The organism is Salmonella sp. A1325, from assembly GCF_056991255.1.
The window spans coordinates 68,909-85,281 of the sequence record NZ_JAMLWO010000008.1 but is presented as its reverse complement, the minus strand read 5'-3'; the positions used below and the strand labels follow the sequence as shown (position 1 = coordinate 85,281).

Annotated in this window: 15 protein-coding genes; 8 read left to right on the top strand and 7 right to left on the bottom strand. The window is 53.2% G+C overall.

Annotation, left to right across the window (positions count from 1 at the left end):
* Positions 1–2: 2 nt before the first annotated feature.
* The 3 genes from ppk1 to purM form a co-directional block, all read right to left on the bottom strand.
* The gene (gene ppk1 / locus NAZ64_RS16045; RefSeq protein WP_000529555.1) at positions 3–2,069 is read right to left on the bottom strand and encodes a polyphosphate kinase 1; all 2,067 of its coding nucleotides are present in this window, start codon (positions 2,067–2,069) and stop codon (positions 3–5) included.
* A gap of 188 nt (positions 2,070–2,257) precedes the next feature.
* The gene (gene purN, locus NAZ64_RS16040) at positions 2,258–2,896 is read right to left on the bottom strand and encodes a phosphoribosylglycinamide formyltransferase (RefSeq protein ID WP_001028589.1); all 639 of its coding nucleotides are present in this window, start codon (positions 2,894–2,896) and stop codon (positions 2,258–2,260) included.
* Positions 2,896–3,933, bottom strand: coding sequence for a phosphoribosylformylglycinamidine cyclo-ligase (gene purM / locus NAZ64_RS16035; protein ID WP_000130477.1), 1,038 nt, complete (start codon positions 3,931–3,933; stop codon positions 2,896–2,898). Before purM ends, purN begins: the two co-directional genes overlap by 1 nt.
* Positions 3,934–4,346: 413 nt before the next feature.
* On the opposite strand from purM, the gene upp reads away from it, so the two are divergent.
* The 3 genes from upp to NAZ64_RS16020 all read left to right on the top strand — a co-directional run bounded on the left by upp (position 4,347) and on the right by NAZ64_RS16020 (position 7,146).
* A complete protein-coding gene (upp, locus tag NAZ64_RS16030) occupies positions 4,347–4,973 on the top strand; it encodes a uracil phosphoribosyltransferase (protein ID WP_000706208.1) in 627 nt (208 codons plus the stop codon).
* 87 nt (positions 4,974–5,060) lie between these two features.
* Positions 5,061–6,350: a uracil permease gene (uraA, locus tag NAZ64_RS16025; protein ID WP_000198344.1), complete on the top strand. Its 1,290-nt coding sequence runs from the start codon at positions 5,061–5,063 to the stop codon at positions 6,348–6,350.
* Between the two features lie 94 nt (positions 6,351–6,444).
* Positions 6,445–7,146: a DnaA inactivator Hda gene (locus NAZ64_RS16020; RefSeq protein WP_061835882.1), complete on the top strand. Its 702-nt coding sequence runs from the start codon at positions 6,445–6,447 to the stop codon at positions 7,144–7,146.
* 26 nt (positions 7,147–7,172) lie between these two features.
* Here NAZ64_RS16020 and arsC read toward each other — a convergent pair whose 3' ends face one another.
* The gene (gene arsC / locus NAZ64_RS16015; protein WP_000132650.1) at positions 7,173–7,532 is read right to left on the bottom strand and encodes an arsenate reductase (glutaredoxin); all 360 of its coding nucleotides are present in this window, start codon (positions 7,530–7,532) and stop codon (positions 7,173–7,175) included.
* A 39-nt stretch (positions 7,533–7,571) separates the two neighbouring features.
* Positions 7,572–9,035, bottom strand: coding sequence for a beta-barrel assembly-enhancing protease (gene bepA / locus NAZ64_RS16010; protein ID WP_000489631.1), 1,464 nt, complete (start codon positions 9,033–9,035; stop codon positions 7,572–7,574).
* Positions 9,036–9,242: 207 nt separating this feature from the next.
* Between bepA and NAZ64_RS16005 the strand changes: the two genes are divergently transcribed.
* The 4 genes from NAZ64_RS16005 to NAZ64_RS15990 all read left to right on the top strand — a co-directional run bounded on the left by NAZ64_RS16005 (position 9,243) and on the right by NAZ64_RS15990 (position 14,255).
* Positions 9,243–10,310: an AI-2E family transporter gene (locus NAZ64_RS16005; protein ID WP_000892056.1), complete on the top strand. Its 1,068-nt coding sequence runs from the start codon at positions 9,243–9,245 to the stop codon at positions 10,308–10,310.
* Between the two features lie 276 nt (positions 10,311–10,586).
* Positions 10,587–11,774, top strand: coding sequence for a sugar diacid recognition domain-containing protein (locus tag NAZ64_RS16000; protein ID WP_001533732.1), 1,188 nt, complete (start codon positions 10,587–10,589; stop codon positions 11,772–11,774).
* 67 nt (positions 11,775–11,841) lie between these two features.
* A complete protein-coding gene (locus tag NAZ64_RS15995) occupies positions 11,842–13,110 on the top strand; it encodes a GntP family permease (protein ID WP_000200859.1) in 1,269 nt (422 codons plus the stop codon).
* Positions 13,111–13,115: 5 nt separating this feature from the next.
* On the top strand, positions 13,116–14,255 hold the full coding sequence (locus NAZ64_RS15990) for a glycerate kinase (RefSeq protein ID WP_023202076.1): 1,140 nt from the start codon (positions 13,116–13,118) through the stop codon (positions 14,253–14,255).
* Between the two features lie 46 nt (positions 14,256–14,301).
* Here NAZ64_RS15990 and bcp read toward each other — a convergent pair whose 3' ends face one another.
* Complete coding sequence (gene bcp / locus NAZ64_RS15985) at positions 14,302–14,772, bottom strand: thioredoxin-dependent thiol peroxidase (RefSeq protein WP_001068686.1); 471 nt, start codon at positions 14,770–14,772, stop codon at positions 14,302–14,304.
* Positions 14,772–15,344, bottom strand: coding sequence for a glycine cleavage system transcriptional repressor (locus tag NAZ64_RS15980; RefSeq protein ID WP_000189061.1), 573 nt, complete (start codon positions 15,342–15,344; stop codon positions 14,772–14,774). Before NAZ64_RS15980 ends, bcp begins: the two co-directional genes overlap by 1 nt.
* Positions 15,345–15,489: 145 nt before the next feature.
* On the opposite strand from NAZ64_RS15980, the gene dapA reads away from it, so the two are divergent.
* Entirely contained in the window at positions 15,490–16,368 is an 879-nt protein-coding gene (gene dapA, locus NAZ64_RS15975) for a 4-hydroxy-tetrahydrodipicolinate synthase (protein WP_000494020.1), read from the top strand.
* The last annotated feature ends 5 nt before the right edge of the window (positions 16,369–16,373 follow it).

Genomic DNA, 16,373 nt, shown 5'->3' with positions numbered 1-16,373 from the left:
CGTTAGTCTGGTTGCTCGAGTGATTTGATGTAGTCATAAATTGCCAGCTGCGCCTGAACTTTACGGCGATTGCCGCGCGGCACGTAGCGGTTGCTGAGTTCTTTATCGATAAAACGCGCTTTTACCGTGTCGCTAAACAGAATGTCAATGATATCCAGGACGCGTTGTTTAAGCCGCGGGTCGAGGATAGGCGTAGCGACTTCGATACGGTAGTCAATATTACGCGTCATCCAGTCAGCTGAAGAGAGCCAAACTTGCTTATCACCGCCGTTTTCGAAAATATAAACCCGATCGTGTTCCAGATAGCGATCCACGATGCTAATCGCGCGAATATTATCGCTAATGCCTTCCAGTTGCGGAATAAGAGAACACATACCGCGCACCAGCAGATTGACCTGGACGCCCGAACCCGACGCGGCGTATAGCCTGTCGACCAACCCTTTATCGACCAGGTTGTTAAGCTTTAAGGTAATCCCTGACGGTAAGCCTTGCTGGGCATTGGCGATTTCACGATCGATCATCTCATACAGCAGACGCCGTGAGTTTTGTGGAGAAACCATCAAATAATCGAAAGTGACCGGGCGATAGGGGTTTTCAATAAAATTAAAGACCCGACGCACTTCATTGGTAATGCGCGCATCGGCGGTCAGCAGCGAATAATCGGTATACAGCCGCGCTGTTTTTTCGTTGAAGTTACCGGTGCCGATATGCGCATAACGCACCACGTCATCGCCCTCTTTTCGTGAGATGAGAAAGAGTTTGGCGTGAATTTTCAGCCCAGGCGCAGAGAAAATAACATGGACGCCCGCTTCGGTTAACCGCTTGGCCCAGTGAATATTCGCCTCTTCATCGAAGCGCGCCTGCAACTCCACCACCACGGTGACTTTTTTGCCGTTATGGGCGGCATGGATCATCGAGTCAATAATGCGCGAGTCTTTCGCTACGCGATAAATATTGATTTTGATCGCCAGCACGCTTGGGTCAAACGACGCCTGACGCAGCAGTTCCAGTACATGCTCGAAGGTATGGTACGGATAATAGAGCAGCACATCACGTTCGCGAATCGCGTCGAAACCGTTACGAAACTTCTCTTTATCAAACCAAAGATGGCGTAACCGCGGTAACGGTTTATTGACCAGGTTGGCTTTACCGACATTCGGAAAATTAATAAAGTCTTTAAAATTGTGGTAGCGCCCGCCGGGTACGATTGAGTCATACCGGGAGATCGTCAGTTTTTCCCGCAGCACGTCGACCAGCGCGGCGGGCATATCGCGTTGATAGACAAAGCGCACAGGTTCAGCGGTCAGGCGCTGCTTCAGGCTGGAAGACATCAGCTCCATCAGACTGGATTCCATCTCATGCACCAGGTCATATTCGGCATCGCGGGTCATTTTCATCGAATAGGCATTAAGCGCGTCATAGTCGAAGAACCCTTTAAAAATGTCATCCAGGCAGTAGCGCAGAATATTATCCAGAAGAATCATCGGCTTGCGTCTGCGCGGTGTTTCCGGCGGCAGATTAACGAAGCGTGGGACTTTGTCGGACGGTATCTCCAGCAGCGCATAGTTTATGGTATCGCCGCGGATAATCTCCACCGCCAGATAGGTGTAATCATCTTTTAAAAACTGAACAAGATCCGTCTCCCGGTTAATGAGAATCGGGGTAATATGCTGGCGCAAATAGTGCTTAAAATAGTGGCGCAACCAGCTTTGTTGGTTCACCGAGAGCTGACGCTCGTTGATCAGAAAGATTTGATTACGCGCCATTTCCAGCAGTAATTCGTTGTACAGGCCGTCGAACTCCTGGTCTGCTTTCAACACGCGGGACTGAATTTTGCCTAACAAATGGCGTGAATGAGAATTTGAACCCTGTTCTTCGCTGATAATAATGCGTCGTTTCAGTTCAGCGAAACGCACTTTGTAGAACTCGTCGAGGTTATTAGAATAGATTCCCAGGAACCGCATCCGCTCAATCAACGGGTTGGATTTATCCGCTGCTTCCTGTAACACGCGTTCGTTAAATGCTAACCAGCTTAGTTCTTTCTCGATATATAGCTTTTCCTGACCCATTACTACCTATACTCCGTTTTATTCACGGGACACTGCCTGATGATTATGGCGAGCATTACGCGTTAATGTCCAACTGCGCCAGAAAAATATGACAATAAACTGATAGCATAAAGGAAGGGAAAAGAGTAGGCCGGATAGGCATTTATGCCGCCATCCGGCAAGCAGACGCAGTCCTGTTCGATGACGTATTATTCGTCAGACGCATAACCTTGCGGCGGCAGACGACGCCCGTCCAGCCAGGCGGCGTTATCGCGCATCTTTAGACGCCCCTGCGCAAACCAGCTAATCACCAGCGGATAAATCGCATGTTCCTGAGTCTGTACGCGTGCGGTGATATCATCTTCGCTGTCGTCGGCAAAAACCGGCACCTTCGCCTGGAGAATGACCGGGCCGCCGTCGAGTTCGTCTGTCACGAAATGTACCGAGGTACCGTGCTCCTCATCGCCGTTTTCCAGCGCCTGGCGATGGGTATGCAACCCCGGATATTTTGGCAGCAGGGAAGGGTGAATGTTCAGCAGTCGCCCGTAGTAATGCGCGACAAACATCGGACTCAGAATACGCATAAAACCGGCCAGCACGACCACATCGGGCGCATACGCGTCTATCTTGCGAATCAACTCGCGATCGAAGGCGTCGCGGCTGTCAAACCGATCGGCAGTCAGCGCTTGCGCCGGAATACCGGCTTCTCTGGCGCGTTCAAGGCCGAACGCGTCGGCCTTATTGCTGAATACTGCCCTGAGGGTGCCTTTAATTTTCTTCGCTTCGCAGGCATCGATAATCGCCTGTAAATTGCTTCCATTGCCGGAAATCAGCACCACAATATTCATTATTCAATAACCACACGCTGTTCGGAATCAGAGGCTTTGATGATACCGATTTTCCATGCGTTTTCACCTTTCTCGTTTAGCAGAGCAAGCGCTTTGTCCGCCTCCGGAGCGGAGAGCGCAATCACCATGCCGACGCCGCAGTTAAAGGTACGGTACATTTCATGTCGGCTGACATTACCGGCGGTTTGCAGCCAGGTAAAGATGGCGGGCCACTGCCAGGACGACTCATTAATTACCGCCTGGGTATTCTCCGGCAGAACGCGCGGAATATTTTCCCAAAAGCCCCCGCCGGTGAGGTGGGCGATAGCGTGTACATCGACGTTTTCAATCAGTTCCAGAACCGATTTTACGTAGATACGGGTCGGTTCAAGCAGATGATCGGCCAGCGGCTTCCCTTCCAGCAGAGTGGTTTGTGGGTCGCAGCCGCTAACGTCAATAATTTTCCGCACCAGCGAATATCCATTCGAGTGCGGGCCGCTGGAGCCGAGTGCAATCAGCACGTCGCCTTCGGCAACCCGGGAGCCGTCGATGATTTCTGATTTTTCGACTACGCCGACGCAGAAACCCGCCACATCGTAATCTTCGCCGTGATACATGCCCGGCATTTCCGCCGTCTCGCCGCCGACCAGCGCGCAGCCGGATTGCAGGCAGCCTTCGGCAATACCGTTGATCACGCTGGCGGCGGTATCGACATCCAGTTTACCCGTGGCATAGTAATCGAGGAAAAACAGCGGTTCCGCGCCCTGAACGACCAGATCGTTTACGCACATTGCCACCAGATCAATACCGATAGCGTCGTGGCGCTTTAAGTCCATCGCCAGGCGAAGTTTGGTGCCTACGCCGTCAGTGCCGGAAACCAGTACCGGTTCACGATATTTTTGCGGCAACGCGCACAGCGCACCGAAACCGCCCAGACCGCCCATAACCTCCGGGCGGCGAGTTTTCTTCACTACGCCTTTGATTCGATCAACCAGAGCGTTACCCGCATCAATATCGACGCCGGCATCTTTATAGCTAAGAGAGGTCTTATCGGTCACTGCCTGGTTCCCCACGTTTTTTCTTGCGGTAAAAGTTAAATTCGGCGCAATTCTAACAGGGAAAGCAAACGTTTGCGAGCGTGGTCTGCGCCCTGGATATTCGGGCGATTTTTTTGGCATGGTTTCGGTCGCTGCTTGAAAATTTCTCTGTTGGGAAAAAAGAAAAGGATATCCAGCACTTGGTTTACGACAGGCGGTCGGGACAGGCCATTCATCCTTAAAATTGCTAAGATTCAAACGGTTGTTAGCCTTTATCGCCTGTTTCAACGTGAGTGATTTATACTCACTTTTCCACTATCAGCGCTTTTGGTTGATCCAGGTCAAGCATACATTGTGTTGCGTCAGAGAGGAAAAGCGGTATAATCCGGCGATTTTTTTTGTGGTTGCCAGTCATCTGAGGATAGGAGAAGAGTATGAAGATCGTGGAAGTCAAACACCCACTCGTCAAACACAAGCTGGGTCTGATGCGTGAAAACGACATTAGCACTAAACGCTTTCGTGAACTCGCCTCAGAAGTAGGCAGCCTGCTGACGTATGAAGCGACAGCCGACCTGGAAACGGAAAAAGTCACCATCGAAGGCTGGAATGGCCCGGTGGAAATCGACCAGATCAAAGGTAAAAAAATTACCGTTGTGCCGATTCTGCGCGCGGGTCTGGGCATGATGGAAGGCGTTCTGGAAAATGTACCGAGCGCGCGTATCAGCGTAGTCGGGATGTACCGTAACGAAGAGACGCTTGAGCCAGTACCTTATTTCCAGAAACTGGTATCGAACATTGATGAGCGCATGGCGCTGATCGTCGACCCGATGCTGGCGACCGGCGGTTCTGTCATCGCGACCATCGACCTGCTGAAAAAAGCAGGCTGTAGCAGCATTAAGGTGCTGGTGCTGGTCGCCGCGCCGGAAGGCATTGCGGCGCTGGAAAAAGCGCACCCGGACGTTGAACTGTACACCGCCTCTATCGATCAGGGGCTTAACGAGCACGGATACATTATTCCGGGGCTTGGCGATGCCGGCGATAAGATTTTTGGTACCAAATAAGTGAATAAATAATTAAAAGCCGACTTTAAGAGTCGGCTTTTTTTTGAATAAAACAACTCATAACAAACACACTTAGAGGAAAACACTATGACGCGCCGTGCTATCGGGGTGAGTGAAAGACCGCCGCTTTTACAGACAATCCCGCTTAGTTTACAGCACCTTTTCGCCATGTTTGGCGCGACCGTGCTGGTGCCAGTTCTGTTTCATATCAACCCCGCGACGGTTCTGCTGTTTAACGGTATCGGAACGTTGCTGTATCTCTTTATCTGCAAAGGTAAAATTCCGGCCTACCTCGGATCGAGCTTTGCCTTTATTTCCCCGGTACTACTGCTGTTGCCGCTGGGTTATGAAGTGGCGCTGGGCGGTTTTATTATGTGCGGCGTGCTGTTCTGTCTGGTCTCTTTCATCGTTAAAAAAGCGGGCACCGGCTGGCTGGATGTGATGTTCCCGCCTGCGGCAATGGGCGCAATCGTTGCCGTCATCGGTCTGGAGCTGGCTGGCGTCGCGGCGGGGATGGCCGGATTGCTGCCTGCGCAAGGGCAGTCGCCGGACACGAAAACAATTATCATCTCCATGGTCACGCTGGCGGTGACGGTGTTCGGCTCCGTACTGTTTCGCGGTTTCCTGGCGATCATTCCGATTTTGATCGGCGTGCTGGCGGGCTATGCGCTGTCATTCGCGCTGGGAGTGGTCGATACCACGCCGATTGCCCAGGCGCACTGGTTTGCGCTGCCGACCTTCTATACGCCGCGTTTTGAATGGTTCGCGATCCTGACGATTCTGCCCGCGGCGTTGGTCGTGATCGCCGAGCATGTCGGTCATCTGGTGGTGACGGCGAATATCGTCAAAAAAGATTTAGTGCGCGATCCCGGTTTGCACCGCTCGATGTTCGCTAACGGACTGTCAACGATCGTCTCCGGCTTCTTCGGCTCCACGCCGAATACCACCTATGGGGAAAATATTGGCGTCATGGCGATCACCCGCGTCTACAGTACCTGGGTTATCGGCGGCGCGGCGATTTTCGCCATTCTGCTTTCCTGCGTCGGCAAACTGGCGGCGGCGATTCAGATTATCCCGTTACCCGTGATGGGCGGCGTCTCGCTGCTGTTGTACGGCGTTATCGGCGCGTCGGGGATTCGCGTATTGATCGAATCAAAAGTCGACTACAACAAAGCGCAAAACTTGATCCTCACCTCGGTGATTTTGATCATCGGCGTGAGCGGCGCGAAAGTGCATATCGGCGCGGCAGAATTGAAAGGGATGGCGCTGGCGACCATCGTCGGGATTTGCCTGAGCCTGATTTTTAAACTGATTAGCCTGTTGCGTCCGGAAGAAGTGGTACTGGAGGCAAATGATGCGGAGTCTCCGCATCAGTAACGGGTTGCCGGGCAGCGATGCTGCCCGGTTCTATCTCAAGGGAATTATGTGGTAAACTCAGCGCGATTTTATGTCATCCTGGGTTGAGGTATCTCTGAACACACCGGCACAGCTCTCTTTGCCACTTTATCTTCCTGACGACGAAACTTTCGCAAGTTTCTGGCCGGGGGATAACGCCTCTCTACTGGCCGCGTTACAAAACGTGTTGCGCCAGGAACATAGTGGATATATCTACCTTTGGGCGCGTGAAGGCGCGGGCCGCAGCCATTTGCTGCACGCCGCCTGCGCTGAATTGTCGCAGCGTGGAGATGCGGTAGGCTACGTCCCGCTCGATAAACGTACCTGGTTCGTGCCGGAAGTGCTCGACGGTATGGAACACCTCTCGCTGGTGTGTATTGATAACATTGAGTGTGTCGCTGGCGATGAACTGTGGGAGATGGCGATCTTTGATCTCTATAACCGCATTCTGGAGTCCGGTAAGACGCGGTTATTGATCACCGGCGATCGTCCGCCAAGACAGTTAAATCTGGGCTTGCCCGATCTCGCTTCCCGTCTGGACTGGGGGCAAATCTATAAACTCCAGCCTCTTTCCGATGAAGACAAACTTCAGGCGCTACAGTTGCGCGCCCGGTTACGGGGGTTTGAACTGCCGGAAGATGTCGGGCGGTTTTTACTCAAACGTCTTGATCGCGAAATGCGCACGCTGTTTATGACGCTGGATCAGCTCGATCATGCGTCGATCACTGCCCAGCGAAAACTGACGATCCCGTTTGTCAAAGAGATCCTGAAACTGTAATACGCCGCGACGGCGGCGTTCAACGGTTAACCGAGGATGTCCAGCACCTGCTCAGGCGGTCGGCCAATGCGCGCCTGACCATTTGCTACCACAATGGGGCGCTCCATCAGTTTAGGGTGTTCAACCAGCGCCTGGATTAACGCCTCTTCACTTAGCTGGCTATCCGCCAGGTGAAGCGTTTTATAGAGATCTTCTTTCTGGCGCATCAGTTCGCGCGCGCTGGACATGCCCAACATACGCAGCAGTTCCCGCACGGTGGCGGCATCGGCGGGCGTATCCAGATAAAGCACCACTTCCGGTTCCACGCCGTTAGATTTCAGCAGGTTCAGCGTGTCGCGGCTCTTCGAGCAGCGCGGGTTATGGTAGATTTTAATCGTGTCGGTCATGAGTTCTCCTTGTGACGCCATCCGGCTAATAAACGGCGATTACATTTTCGTGTATGGCTTGAAGCGTTCCTGTAACTGGCGCAACTGGTCGATACGCGCATCGTAACGCGCCTGTTGCTGGCTACCCAGTTTTGCCTGGGCGCTGGCGCTACTGAGCAGTGAAATTGCCTGATCCAGTCGTCCCGCCAGCGCATAACTTTCAGCGCGCGCCGCCAGCTCCTGATCGCGGTTGTTCAGCGCGGCTTCGGCCTGAGCAAGCAGATCCCAGCCGTTACCGTCATCTTTATGGCTAAAGGTGTAGCGATTCAGAATGGTTTCCGCCGCTTTCGGCTGGCCTCCCTGGAGGTACGCATTGGCGAGGTTTAACTGCAGCACAGGATTAACGCGCAGATCGCGGGCATTTTTCAGGCGATTAATCGCGTCGTTGGCTCTTTTCTGCCCCAGGTCAATATCGGTGGCGAGGTCAAGATACCAGGCATTGTTCGGTTCCGCGCTTAACAACGGCTGCAACGTTTTGCGCGCTTCATCGTACTTGCTCGCTTCCATCGCCTGCAACGCCCGGCCATATTGCGCCGCATGTTGCTGACGCACGTTGCCTTTAGACCACTGATCCAGCAGGTCGCTGGTAAGCTGGTTACGTCCGGAATTGTACATTCCCAGGGCGCGCGCTTTGGCGAGATAGAAGTCGGCGGAAGATTGCACCACGACCGGGCGCATCTGGTTGGCACGGTTGCGGGCATCCGCAAGGCGGCTTTCCGGTAAGGGGTGAGTGAGCAAAATTTCAGGCGGACGCGTGGAGTAACGCGCCTGGTCGAGCAGTTTTTCGAGGAAAGAGGGCATCGCCTGTGGGTCAAATCCGGCGCGTTGCAGTACCTGAATACCAATACGGTCGGCTTCTTGCTCATTTTGCTGGGTGAAACTTATCATTCCCTGGCGCGTTCCCGCCAGAGTACCGGTTAGCGCCGCCATACCGGCCTGTGGGCTGGCCATGGCCAGCAAAATGGAACCCAGCGCGCCCACCCAGGTAAGCGGCGCGCTGCGCTTTTGATCTTCCATCGCGCGCGCCAGATGGCGCTGCGTCACGTGGGAGATTTCATGCGCCATGACTGAAGCTAGCTGGCTTTCGTTATCCGCGTAGCGAAAAAGCGCCGAGTGCAGCACCACATTGCCGCCAAAGAACGCGAACGCGTTGATTTCGTCATTATTGATCAAGAAAAAATGGAAGGGCGTTTTGACGGAGTCGGCGTGCGAGACCAGACGCATACCCAGCGCGTTAATGTATTGCACCAGCAGCGGATCGTTGATTAACGGCGCGCTGCCGCGTAGCTGGCGCACATAAAAGTCGCCCATTTGCATCTCTTGTCCGATAGAAAGCGTGCTTCCTGCCGAGGTTCCCATATCGGGCAGCGTGTCGGCAGGGTCGGCAAATGCGGGCGCGACCTGACCGAGAGCCAATGCTGCAATGAGGGTTGCCACCAGGTTTTTTTTCAACTGCCTGAACATAACCTCTATCCTGTTGTTTTGAGATAGCCCTTTGACCAACGTCGTGAAATATCGTTCCACGCTCCGACACTTCATAAGTGTAACTGTGATGAGCACAGACTCACTATTTTAGTTTCCTGAATCAACGATAAAAAGCGAAGTCTTTTTTGTGACATTTCGATACAATTCGGCATCACAATCCCGCAGTTGAGTTCTGGGAAGGGTTTTATGCTCGAAATGTTAATGCAATGGTATCGCCGTCGCTTCAGCGACCCGGAGGCGATTGCCTTGCTGGTCATTCTGGTGGCTGGTTTTAGCATCCTCTTTTTCTTTAGCGGCCTGTTAGCGCCGCTGCTGGTCGCTATCGTACTGGCCTACCTGCTGGAGTGGCCGACGGCGCGCCTGCAGGCGATTGGCTGTTCCCGGCGCTGGGCAGCCTCCATTGTCCTTATCCTCTTTGTCGGCATTCTGTTATTAATGGCGTTTGTGGTGATGCCGATTGCCTGGCAGCAGGGTATTTACCTGATTCGTGATATGCCCGGTATGCTGAATAAACTGTCCGATTTTGCCGCGACCTTGCCGCGACGCTATCCGGCGCTGATGGATGCGGGCATTATTGATGCGATGGCGGAAAACATGCGTACCCGGATGCTTAACATGGGCGATTCGGTGGTGAAGTATTCGCTGGCTTCGTTAGTCGGGCTACTGACGCTGGCGGTATATCTGGTGCTGGTGCCGCTGATGGTCTTTTTCCTGGTAAAAGATAAAGAGCAGATGTTGAATGCCGTGCGTCGCGTGCTGCCGCGTAATCGCGGGCTGGCGGGGCAGGTGTGGAATGAGATGAATCAGCAGATCACCAACTATATCCGCGGAAAAGTGCTGGAGATGGTAGTGGTGGGCGTGGCGACCTGGCTGGGCTTTTTGTTGTTTGGCCTCAACTATTCGCTACTGCTGGCGGTACTGGTGGGCTTTTCGGTTCTGATCCCCTATATCGGCGCCTTTGTGGTGACAATTCCGGTGGTGGGCGTCGCGCTGTTTCAGTTTGGCCTGGGGACGGAATTCTGGAGCTGTTTTGCCGTTTATCTGATTATTCAGGCGCTGGATGGCAATCTGCTGGTACCGGTACTTTTCTCCGAAGCGGTGAATTTGCATCCGCTGGTGATTATTCTGTCAGTGGTGATTTTCGGCGGTCTGTGGGGTTTCTGGGGAGTGTTTTTCGCCATTCCATTGGCGACGCTGATTAAAGCCGTTGTCCATGCCTGGCCGGATGGTCAGGTGACGGATGCCTCATCCTGAGCGGCCTGTACAAAAGTTGTAAAGCGTGAACGACATCATAGTGCCCTGCCGCCATTTTGCGCACGCCTGATGAGGGACAAGCGCTTAGAAAGCCGCTCTTTTTTTTAATGCCGCACCGTGTTGCGGCATTTTTATTGTCGGAACCTACAAAATTCTCGCTGTAAAGCCGCCAAAATTTGGTGACTTAGCCTAAGCATTCTTCTGAGAAATTCGTTAATAAGTGACATCATTGATGCGAGATTGTTTTTTTAATGTGAAGCGATAACGAAACAGGGAATGAGTGTGTTGAGAAAACATTACTTGAAAGGGTATACCGCGCGGCAAATTGTACAGCGAGCCATGAAAATTATTCCTTACTCGGTAAACGTCATGGATGAACATGGCGTCATTATCGCGTCTGGCGAACCTTCGCGGCTTCGCCAGCGTCATGAAGGGGCCATTCTGGCGCTGAAGGAAAACCGTATTGTAGAAATTGATTCCGCTACCGCCAATCAGCTTAAAGGTGTGCGATCCGGCATTAATCTTCCCATCTCTTTTCATGAACAGCTTATCGGCGTGGTCGGCATTACCGGCGAGCCGGAGGAGGTTCGCGCGTATGCTGAGCTGGTTAAAATGGCGGCGGAGCTGGTGATTGAGCATATGGTGCTGATCGAACAGCGACAGTGGGATAAACGCTATCGCGAAGAGCTGATCAACCAATTGATTTTGCGAGAAAATTCAACAGAGTCGTTGCGCTCTATGGCGGCCTATCTGGGCATTGATCTGGCGGTTCCCAGAGTGGTGCTGATTATTGAACTTTCCCAGCCGGATCGCGAAGCGTTGCGCAATGTAATGGATTATTTCGAGAATCACGCGCGCAACCATTTGGTGACGTTTACCGAATTTAATGAATTAATCATTATTAAGCCTATCACGTTAAAAGAGGGAAAGTGGAATACCCGCCAGGAAATGGGTGAATTGCAGATTTTTAAATCATGGGCTGCATCATCGGGCTTTAGCCGTATTTTGGTTGGGGGCTATTTTGCCGGCGAGACGGGATTGCACCGATCTTTGCTCACTGCGAGAGCCACGCAGGCGATGGCGAAAAGACAAAAGCTGCGCAGCCAGTACATTTTTTATCATGACCACGCGCTTCCCGCGCTGCTAAGCGGGCTGTCTGAAAGTTGGCAAGTGCAGGAGTTATCGCGTCTGTGGCTGCAACTGGCGCAACATGACGCGAAAGGCGTATTGCAACAGACGCTGCGGACCTGGTTTGAACATAATTGTGACCTGACGCAAACGGCCAAAGCATTGCATATTCATGTGAATACATTGCGCTATCGCTTACAGCGCTGTGAGGATATTACGCACATAAAAATCAATGAGTTAAAAAGTACGCTTTGGCTTTATATCGGTATGGAGCTCCAGGCCGAATCTGTACCGTCCGACAAGTTACCGCTGCCAGGTCGAATCGAAATTTGTTGAAAGCTCCAGCGGATTTTTAGGCGGGTTTTTCCATACTGCGCGCTCCATGTTAAAGGAGGCGCAGTATATGACGTCGATATCCACCCTGGGAGCCATTGCCGCATTGGTTGTGGCCATCGTATTAATTTTAAGAAAAGTGTCGCCAGCCTACGGCATGATGGCGGGCGCGCTGGTCGGCGGTTTGATTGGCGGCGCCGATCTTCTGCAAACCGTGTCGTTGATGGTGTCAGGCGCGCAGGGCATCGTTAATGCCGTATTGCGTATTCTGGCCGCAGGCGTACTGGCGGGCGTATTAATTGAGTCCGGGGCGGCGAATACGATTGCTGAGACGATTGTCCGCAAAGTGGGGGAAACCCGGGCATTATTGGCATTAGCCATTGCCACACTATGTTTGACCGCTGTCGGCGTATTTATTGATGTGGCGGTGATTACCGTCGCGCCGATTGCGCTGTCGATTGCGCGTAATGCAGGGCTGTCAAAAAGCGCTATTCTGCTGGCGATGGTCGGCGGCGGCAAAGCGGGTAACGTGATGTCACCCAACCCGAACGCTATTGCCGCCTCCGATGCGTTTCATGTTCCTCTTACCTCTATTATGCTGGCGGGCGTGGTTCCGGGCATCGTTGGGCTTATTATCGCCTATCTGTTAGCGAAACGGCTGAATAATAAAGGCGCGGGCGTCGCCGATCATGAAGTGACTCACCATGATGACTCCGTCGCCAGACCCGGTTTTCTGGTGGCGATTAGCGCGCCGCTGGTCGCTATTTTCCTGCTTTCTCTCCGTCCGTTTGCCGGCATTTCCATTGACCCGTTAATTGCCCTGCCCGTAGGGGGATTGGTCGGTCTGCTGTTGATGGGACGCGCGCGCCACTGTAACCAGTACATGGTCGCCGGTCTGATGCGTATGGCGCCTGTCGCTATTATGTTGCTGGGAACCGGTACGCTGGCCGGCATTATCGCTAATTCCGAACTTAAAGATGTCCTGATTCATGGCCTCACCGCTTCGGGATTGCCATCCTGGCTGCTGGCGCCCGTGTCTGGCGCCATGATGTCAATGGCGACGGCCTCAACCACGGCGGGAACGGCGGTGGCGTCCGGCGTTTTCTCTCCCACGTTACTTGAACTTGGCGTTTCCGCCCTGGCGGGAGCCGCTATGATCCATGCGGGCGCCACGGTGCTGGACCATCTGCCGCACGGCAGCTTTTTCCACGCGACGGGCGGCAGCGTCAATATGCAAATTCATGAACGTTTAAAGCTAATGCCGTATGAAACGCTGGTGGGGTTAGCCATTACCTTTATTTCTACTCTGATGTTCGGTTTCTTTGGTTTTGCAGGATAATCCCTATGAAAATTGTTATTGCTCCTGATTCATTTAAAGAAAGTTTGTCCGCAATGGCGGTCGCTGAGGCGATAGAAAAGGGGTTCCGCGAAATTTATCCTGACGCCGACTACGTTAAAGTGCCCATGGCGGATGGCGGGGAAGGAACCGTACAATCAATGGTGGAAGCCAGCGGCGGGCGTTATGTCGACCAGTGGGTACAAGGCCCGCTTGGGCAACCGGTGGCCGCGCGCTGGGGAATGCTGGGCGATAGCGATACCGCCGTGATTGAAATGGCGGCGGCATCCGGGCTGCATCACGTTTCGCCTGAATTGCGCAACCCGCTTAATACCACCAGCTACGGCACCGGCGAGTTAATCGTCGCGGCGCTGGAGCGTGGCGTAAAGCGTATTATTCTGGGAATTGGCGGCAGCGCGACGAATGACGGCGGCGCGGGGATGATGCAGGCGCTTGGCGTTATATTGCGCGATAAACAGGGGCGCTCGCTTTCTCCGGGCGGCGAGGCGCTGGCGGCGCTGGCCTCTATCGATCTGTCCGGTTGTCACCCATTGCTGCGTAAGGTATCGATAACCGTGGCGTGCGATGTCAACAATCCGCTGTGTGGTCCCCAGGGCGCATCGGCCATTTTTGGCCCACAAAAAGGGGCGACAGCGGAAATGGTGAACACCCTGGACGCGGCGCTGGAAAACTGGGGCCGGCATATTTATCAGGCTACGGGACGTGAGGTGATTAACGCTCCCGGCGCGGGCGCGGCAGGTGGAATGGGCGCCGCGCTTTTGGGGTTGCTCAATGCGGAATTACGCGCCGGCGTAGAGATTGTCGTGGAAACGCTACAGCTTGAGCAGGCGGTTAAAGATGCCGATCTGGTGATTACCGGAGAAGGGCGGCTGGACAGCCAAAGTATTTGCGGCAAGACGCCGATTGGCGTCGCCAGAGTGGCGAAGCGGTATCATAAACCGGTTATCGCGCTCGCCGGTGGGCTGCAACACGATCATCACGTTGTGTATCAGCAGGGTATCGATGCGGCGCTATCGATTTTGTCGCATATCGTTACGCTGCCGGAAGCCTTACACGAGGCGGAATATAACCTGAGCCTGTCGGCGCGCAATGTGGCGGCGATATGGCGTCTGGCGCGGCAAGTCTGACGGCGCATTCCCTTTCCAGGCCGCACATCAGCGCGGCCTGAGGCTTTTACGCGTTTTCTTTCAGCCAGTTCAGCACCACATCATGGTGATTGCTGGTTTTAAAATCATTAAAGACGTGTTCAATCTTACCATCAGCGTCAATCAAAAAGCTGATGCGGTGAATGCCGTCATACGTTTTGCCCATAAACGACTTTTCGCCCCAGACGCCGAACTGTTCACACACCTGATGGTTTTCATCGGACAAAAGGGTAAAGTTCAGCAGCTCTTTTTCAGCGAAACGGGAGAGTTTTTCAGGTTTATCGGTGCTGATGCCCAGCACGTCCACGCCTGCTTTTTTGAGCTCGTCCATGTTATCGCGTAAGCCGCAGGCCTGCACGGTACAGCCGGGTGTCATGGCTTTTGGGTAGAAATAAACCAGAACGCGCTGTCCCTGGAAGTCGGTCAAATTTACTTGTTCCCCGTCTTGATCCGGCAAGCTAAATTTCGGTGCGATATCACCGGCTTTCAGTGGATTCATTACTTAACTCCATCCTGTTCATCATGTTGTGAGTAATTGACGACGTTTATACTGCCTTGCGCATTGAGTTCTGTACATAGTGCTTTAAAGGCTTGCTCAATATTTGCGGAATTTTGCGACGCCGGGCTATGTGCGGTGATTTGAATAAATAATTGCGCAGCTTTATCACCTTCAGCCGGCTGCGTGCGGGAGACCAGCTCCGCAATATTCATTTCATGACTATTAAACAGCGCGGTGAATCGCTCAATTAAATGCGGGGAGTCGGCGACCTCAACCTGAACCCATACCGTCGCGGGCATTGCCGGGCGGGGGCGGTCGGACGTCCGTTTCATCACAATCAGCAGATCCAGCTCCGCGCCTTTTAACGGCAATGTCGATTCAATCAAGGTAATCGCGTTCCACGTGCCGGACAACAGCATAATAAACGTGAATTCATCGCCCAGCATCGCCAGTCGGCTGTCTTCGATATTACAGCCGCAACTGCTGACATGGCGAGTAATGGTATTCACAATACCGGGCCTGTCGGCGCCCAGCGCAGTGATAACCAAATAGTGTTGTGATGACGGTGTCAAACCAGTTATTCCTTTGAGCGGTGAGGTAATCTTAAGGAAACCATAAAAAAAACCTGCATACAACAATCAGAACGGCTTTGGTCGCTTGCTTTTATTGCCATACCAAACGTACCATTGAGAGACTTGTTTGCACAGAGGATGGCCCATGTTCACGGGAAGTATTGTCGCGCTTGTTACGCCGATGGATGAGAAAGGTAACGTCAGTAGGTCTTGCCTGAAAAAACTCATTGATTATCATGTCGCCAACGGTACCTCGGCGATTGTTTCGGTTGGCACTACCGGCGAGTCTGCCACGCTAAGCCATGATGAACATGGCGATGTCGTGATGATGACGCTGGAACTGGCTGACGGACGTATTCCGGTTATCGCCGGCACGGGCGCAAACGCGACCGCGGAAGCGATTAGCCTGACGCAGCGTTTTAACGATAGCGGCATTGTTGGCTGCCTGACGGTAACGCCGTACTACAATCGCCCGACGCAGGAAGGTTTGTTCCAGCATTTCAAAGCCATCGCGGAACACACTGACTTGCCGCAAATTCTGTATAATGTGCCGTCCCGTACCGGTTGCGACATGTTGCCGGAAACCGTGGGTCGTCTGGCGGAAATAAAAAATATTATCGCTATCAAAGAGGCGACAGGGAACTTAACCCGCGTTCACCAGATCAAAGAGCTGGTTTCAGACGATTTTATTCTGCTTAGCGGCGATGACGCGTCTGCGCTGGACTTTATGCAACTGGGTGGTCATGGCGTGATTTCCGTTACGGCTAACGTAGCGGCGCGCGAGATGGCTGACATGTGCAAACTGGCGGCGGAAGGGCAATTTGCCGAGGCGCGCGCTATCAACCAGCGTCTGATGCCGTTACACAACAAACTATTTGTCGAACCCAATCCTATCCCGGTGAAATGGGCATGTAAGGCATTGGGTCTTGTGGCGACCGACACGCTGCGCCTGCCAATGACGCCTATCACGGACCATGGTCGTGACATCGTCAAAGCAGCGCTTCAGCATGCTGGCCTGCTGTAAAGTTT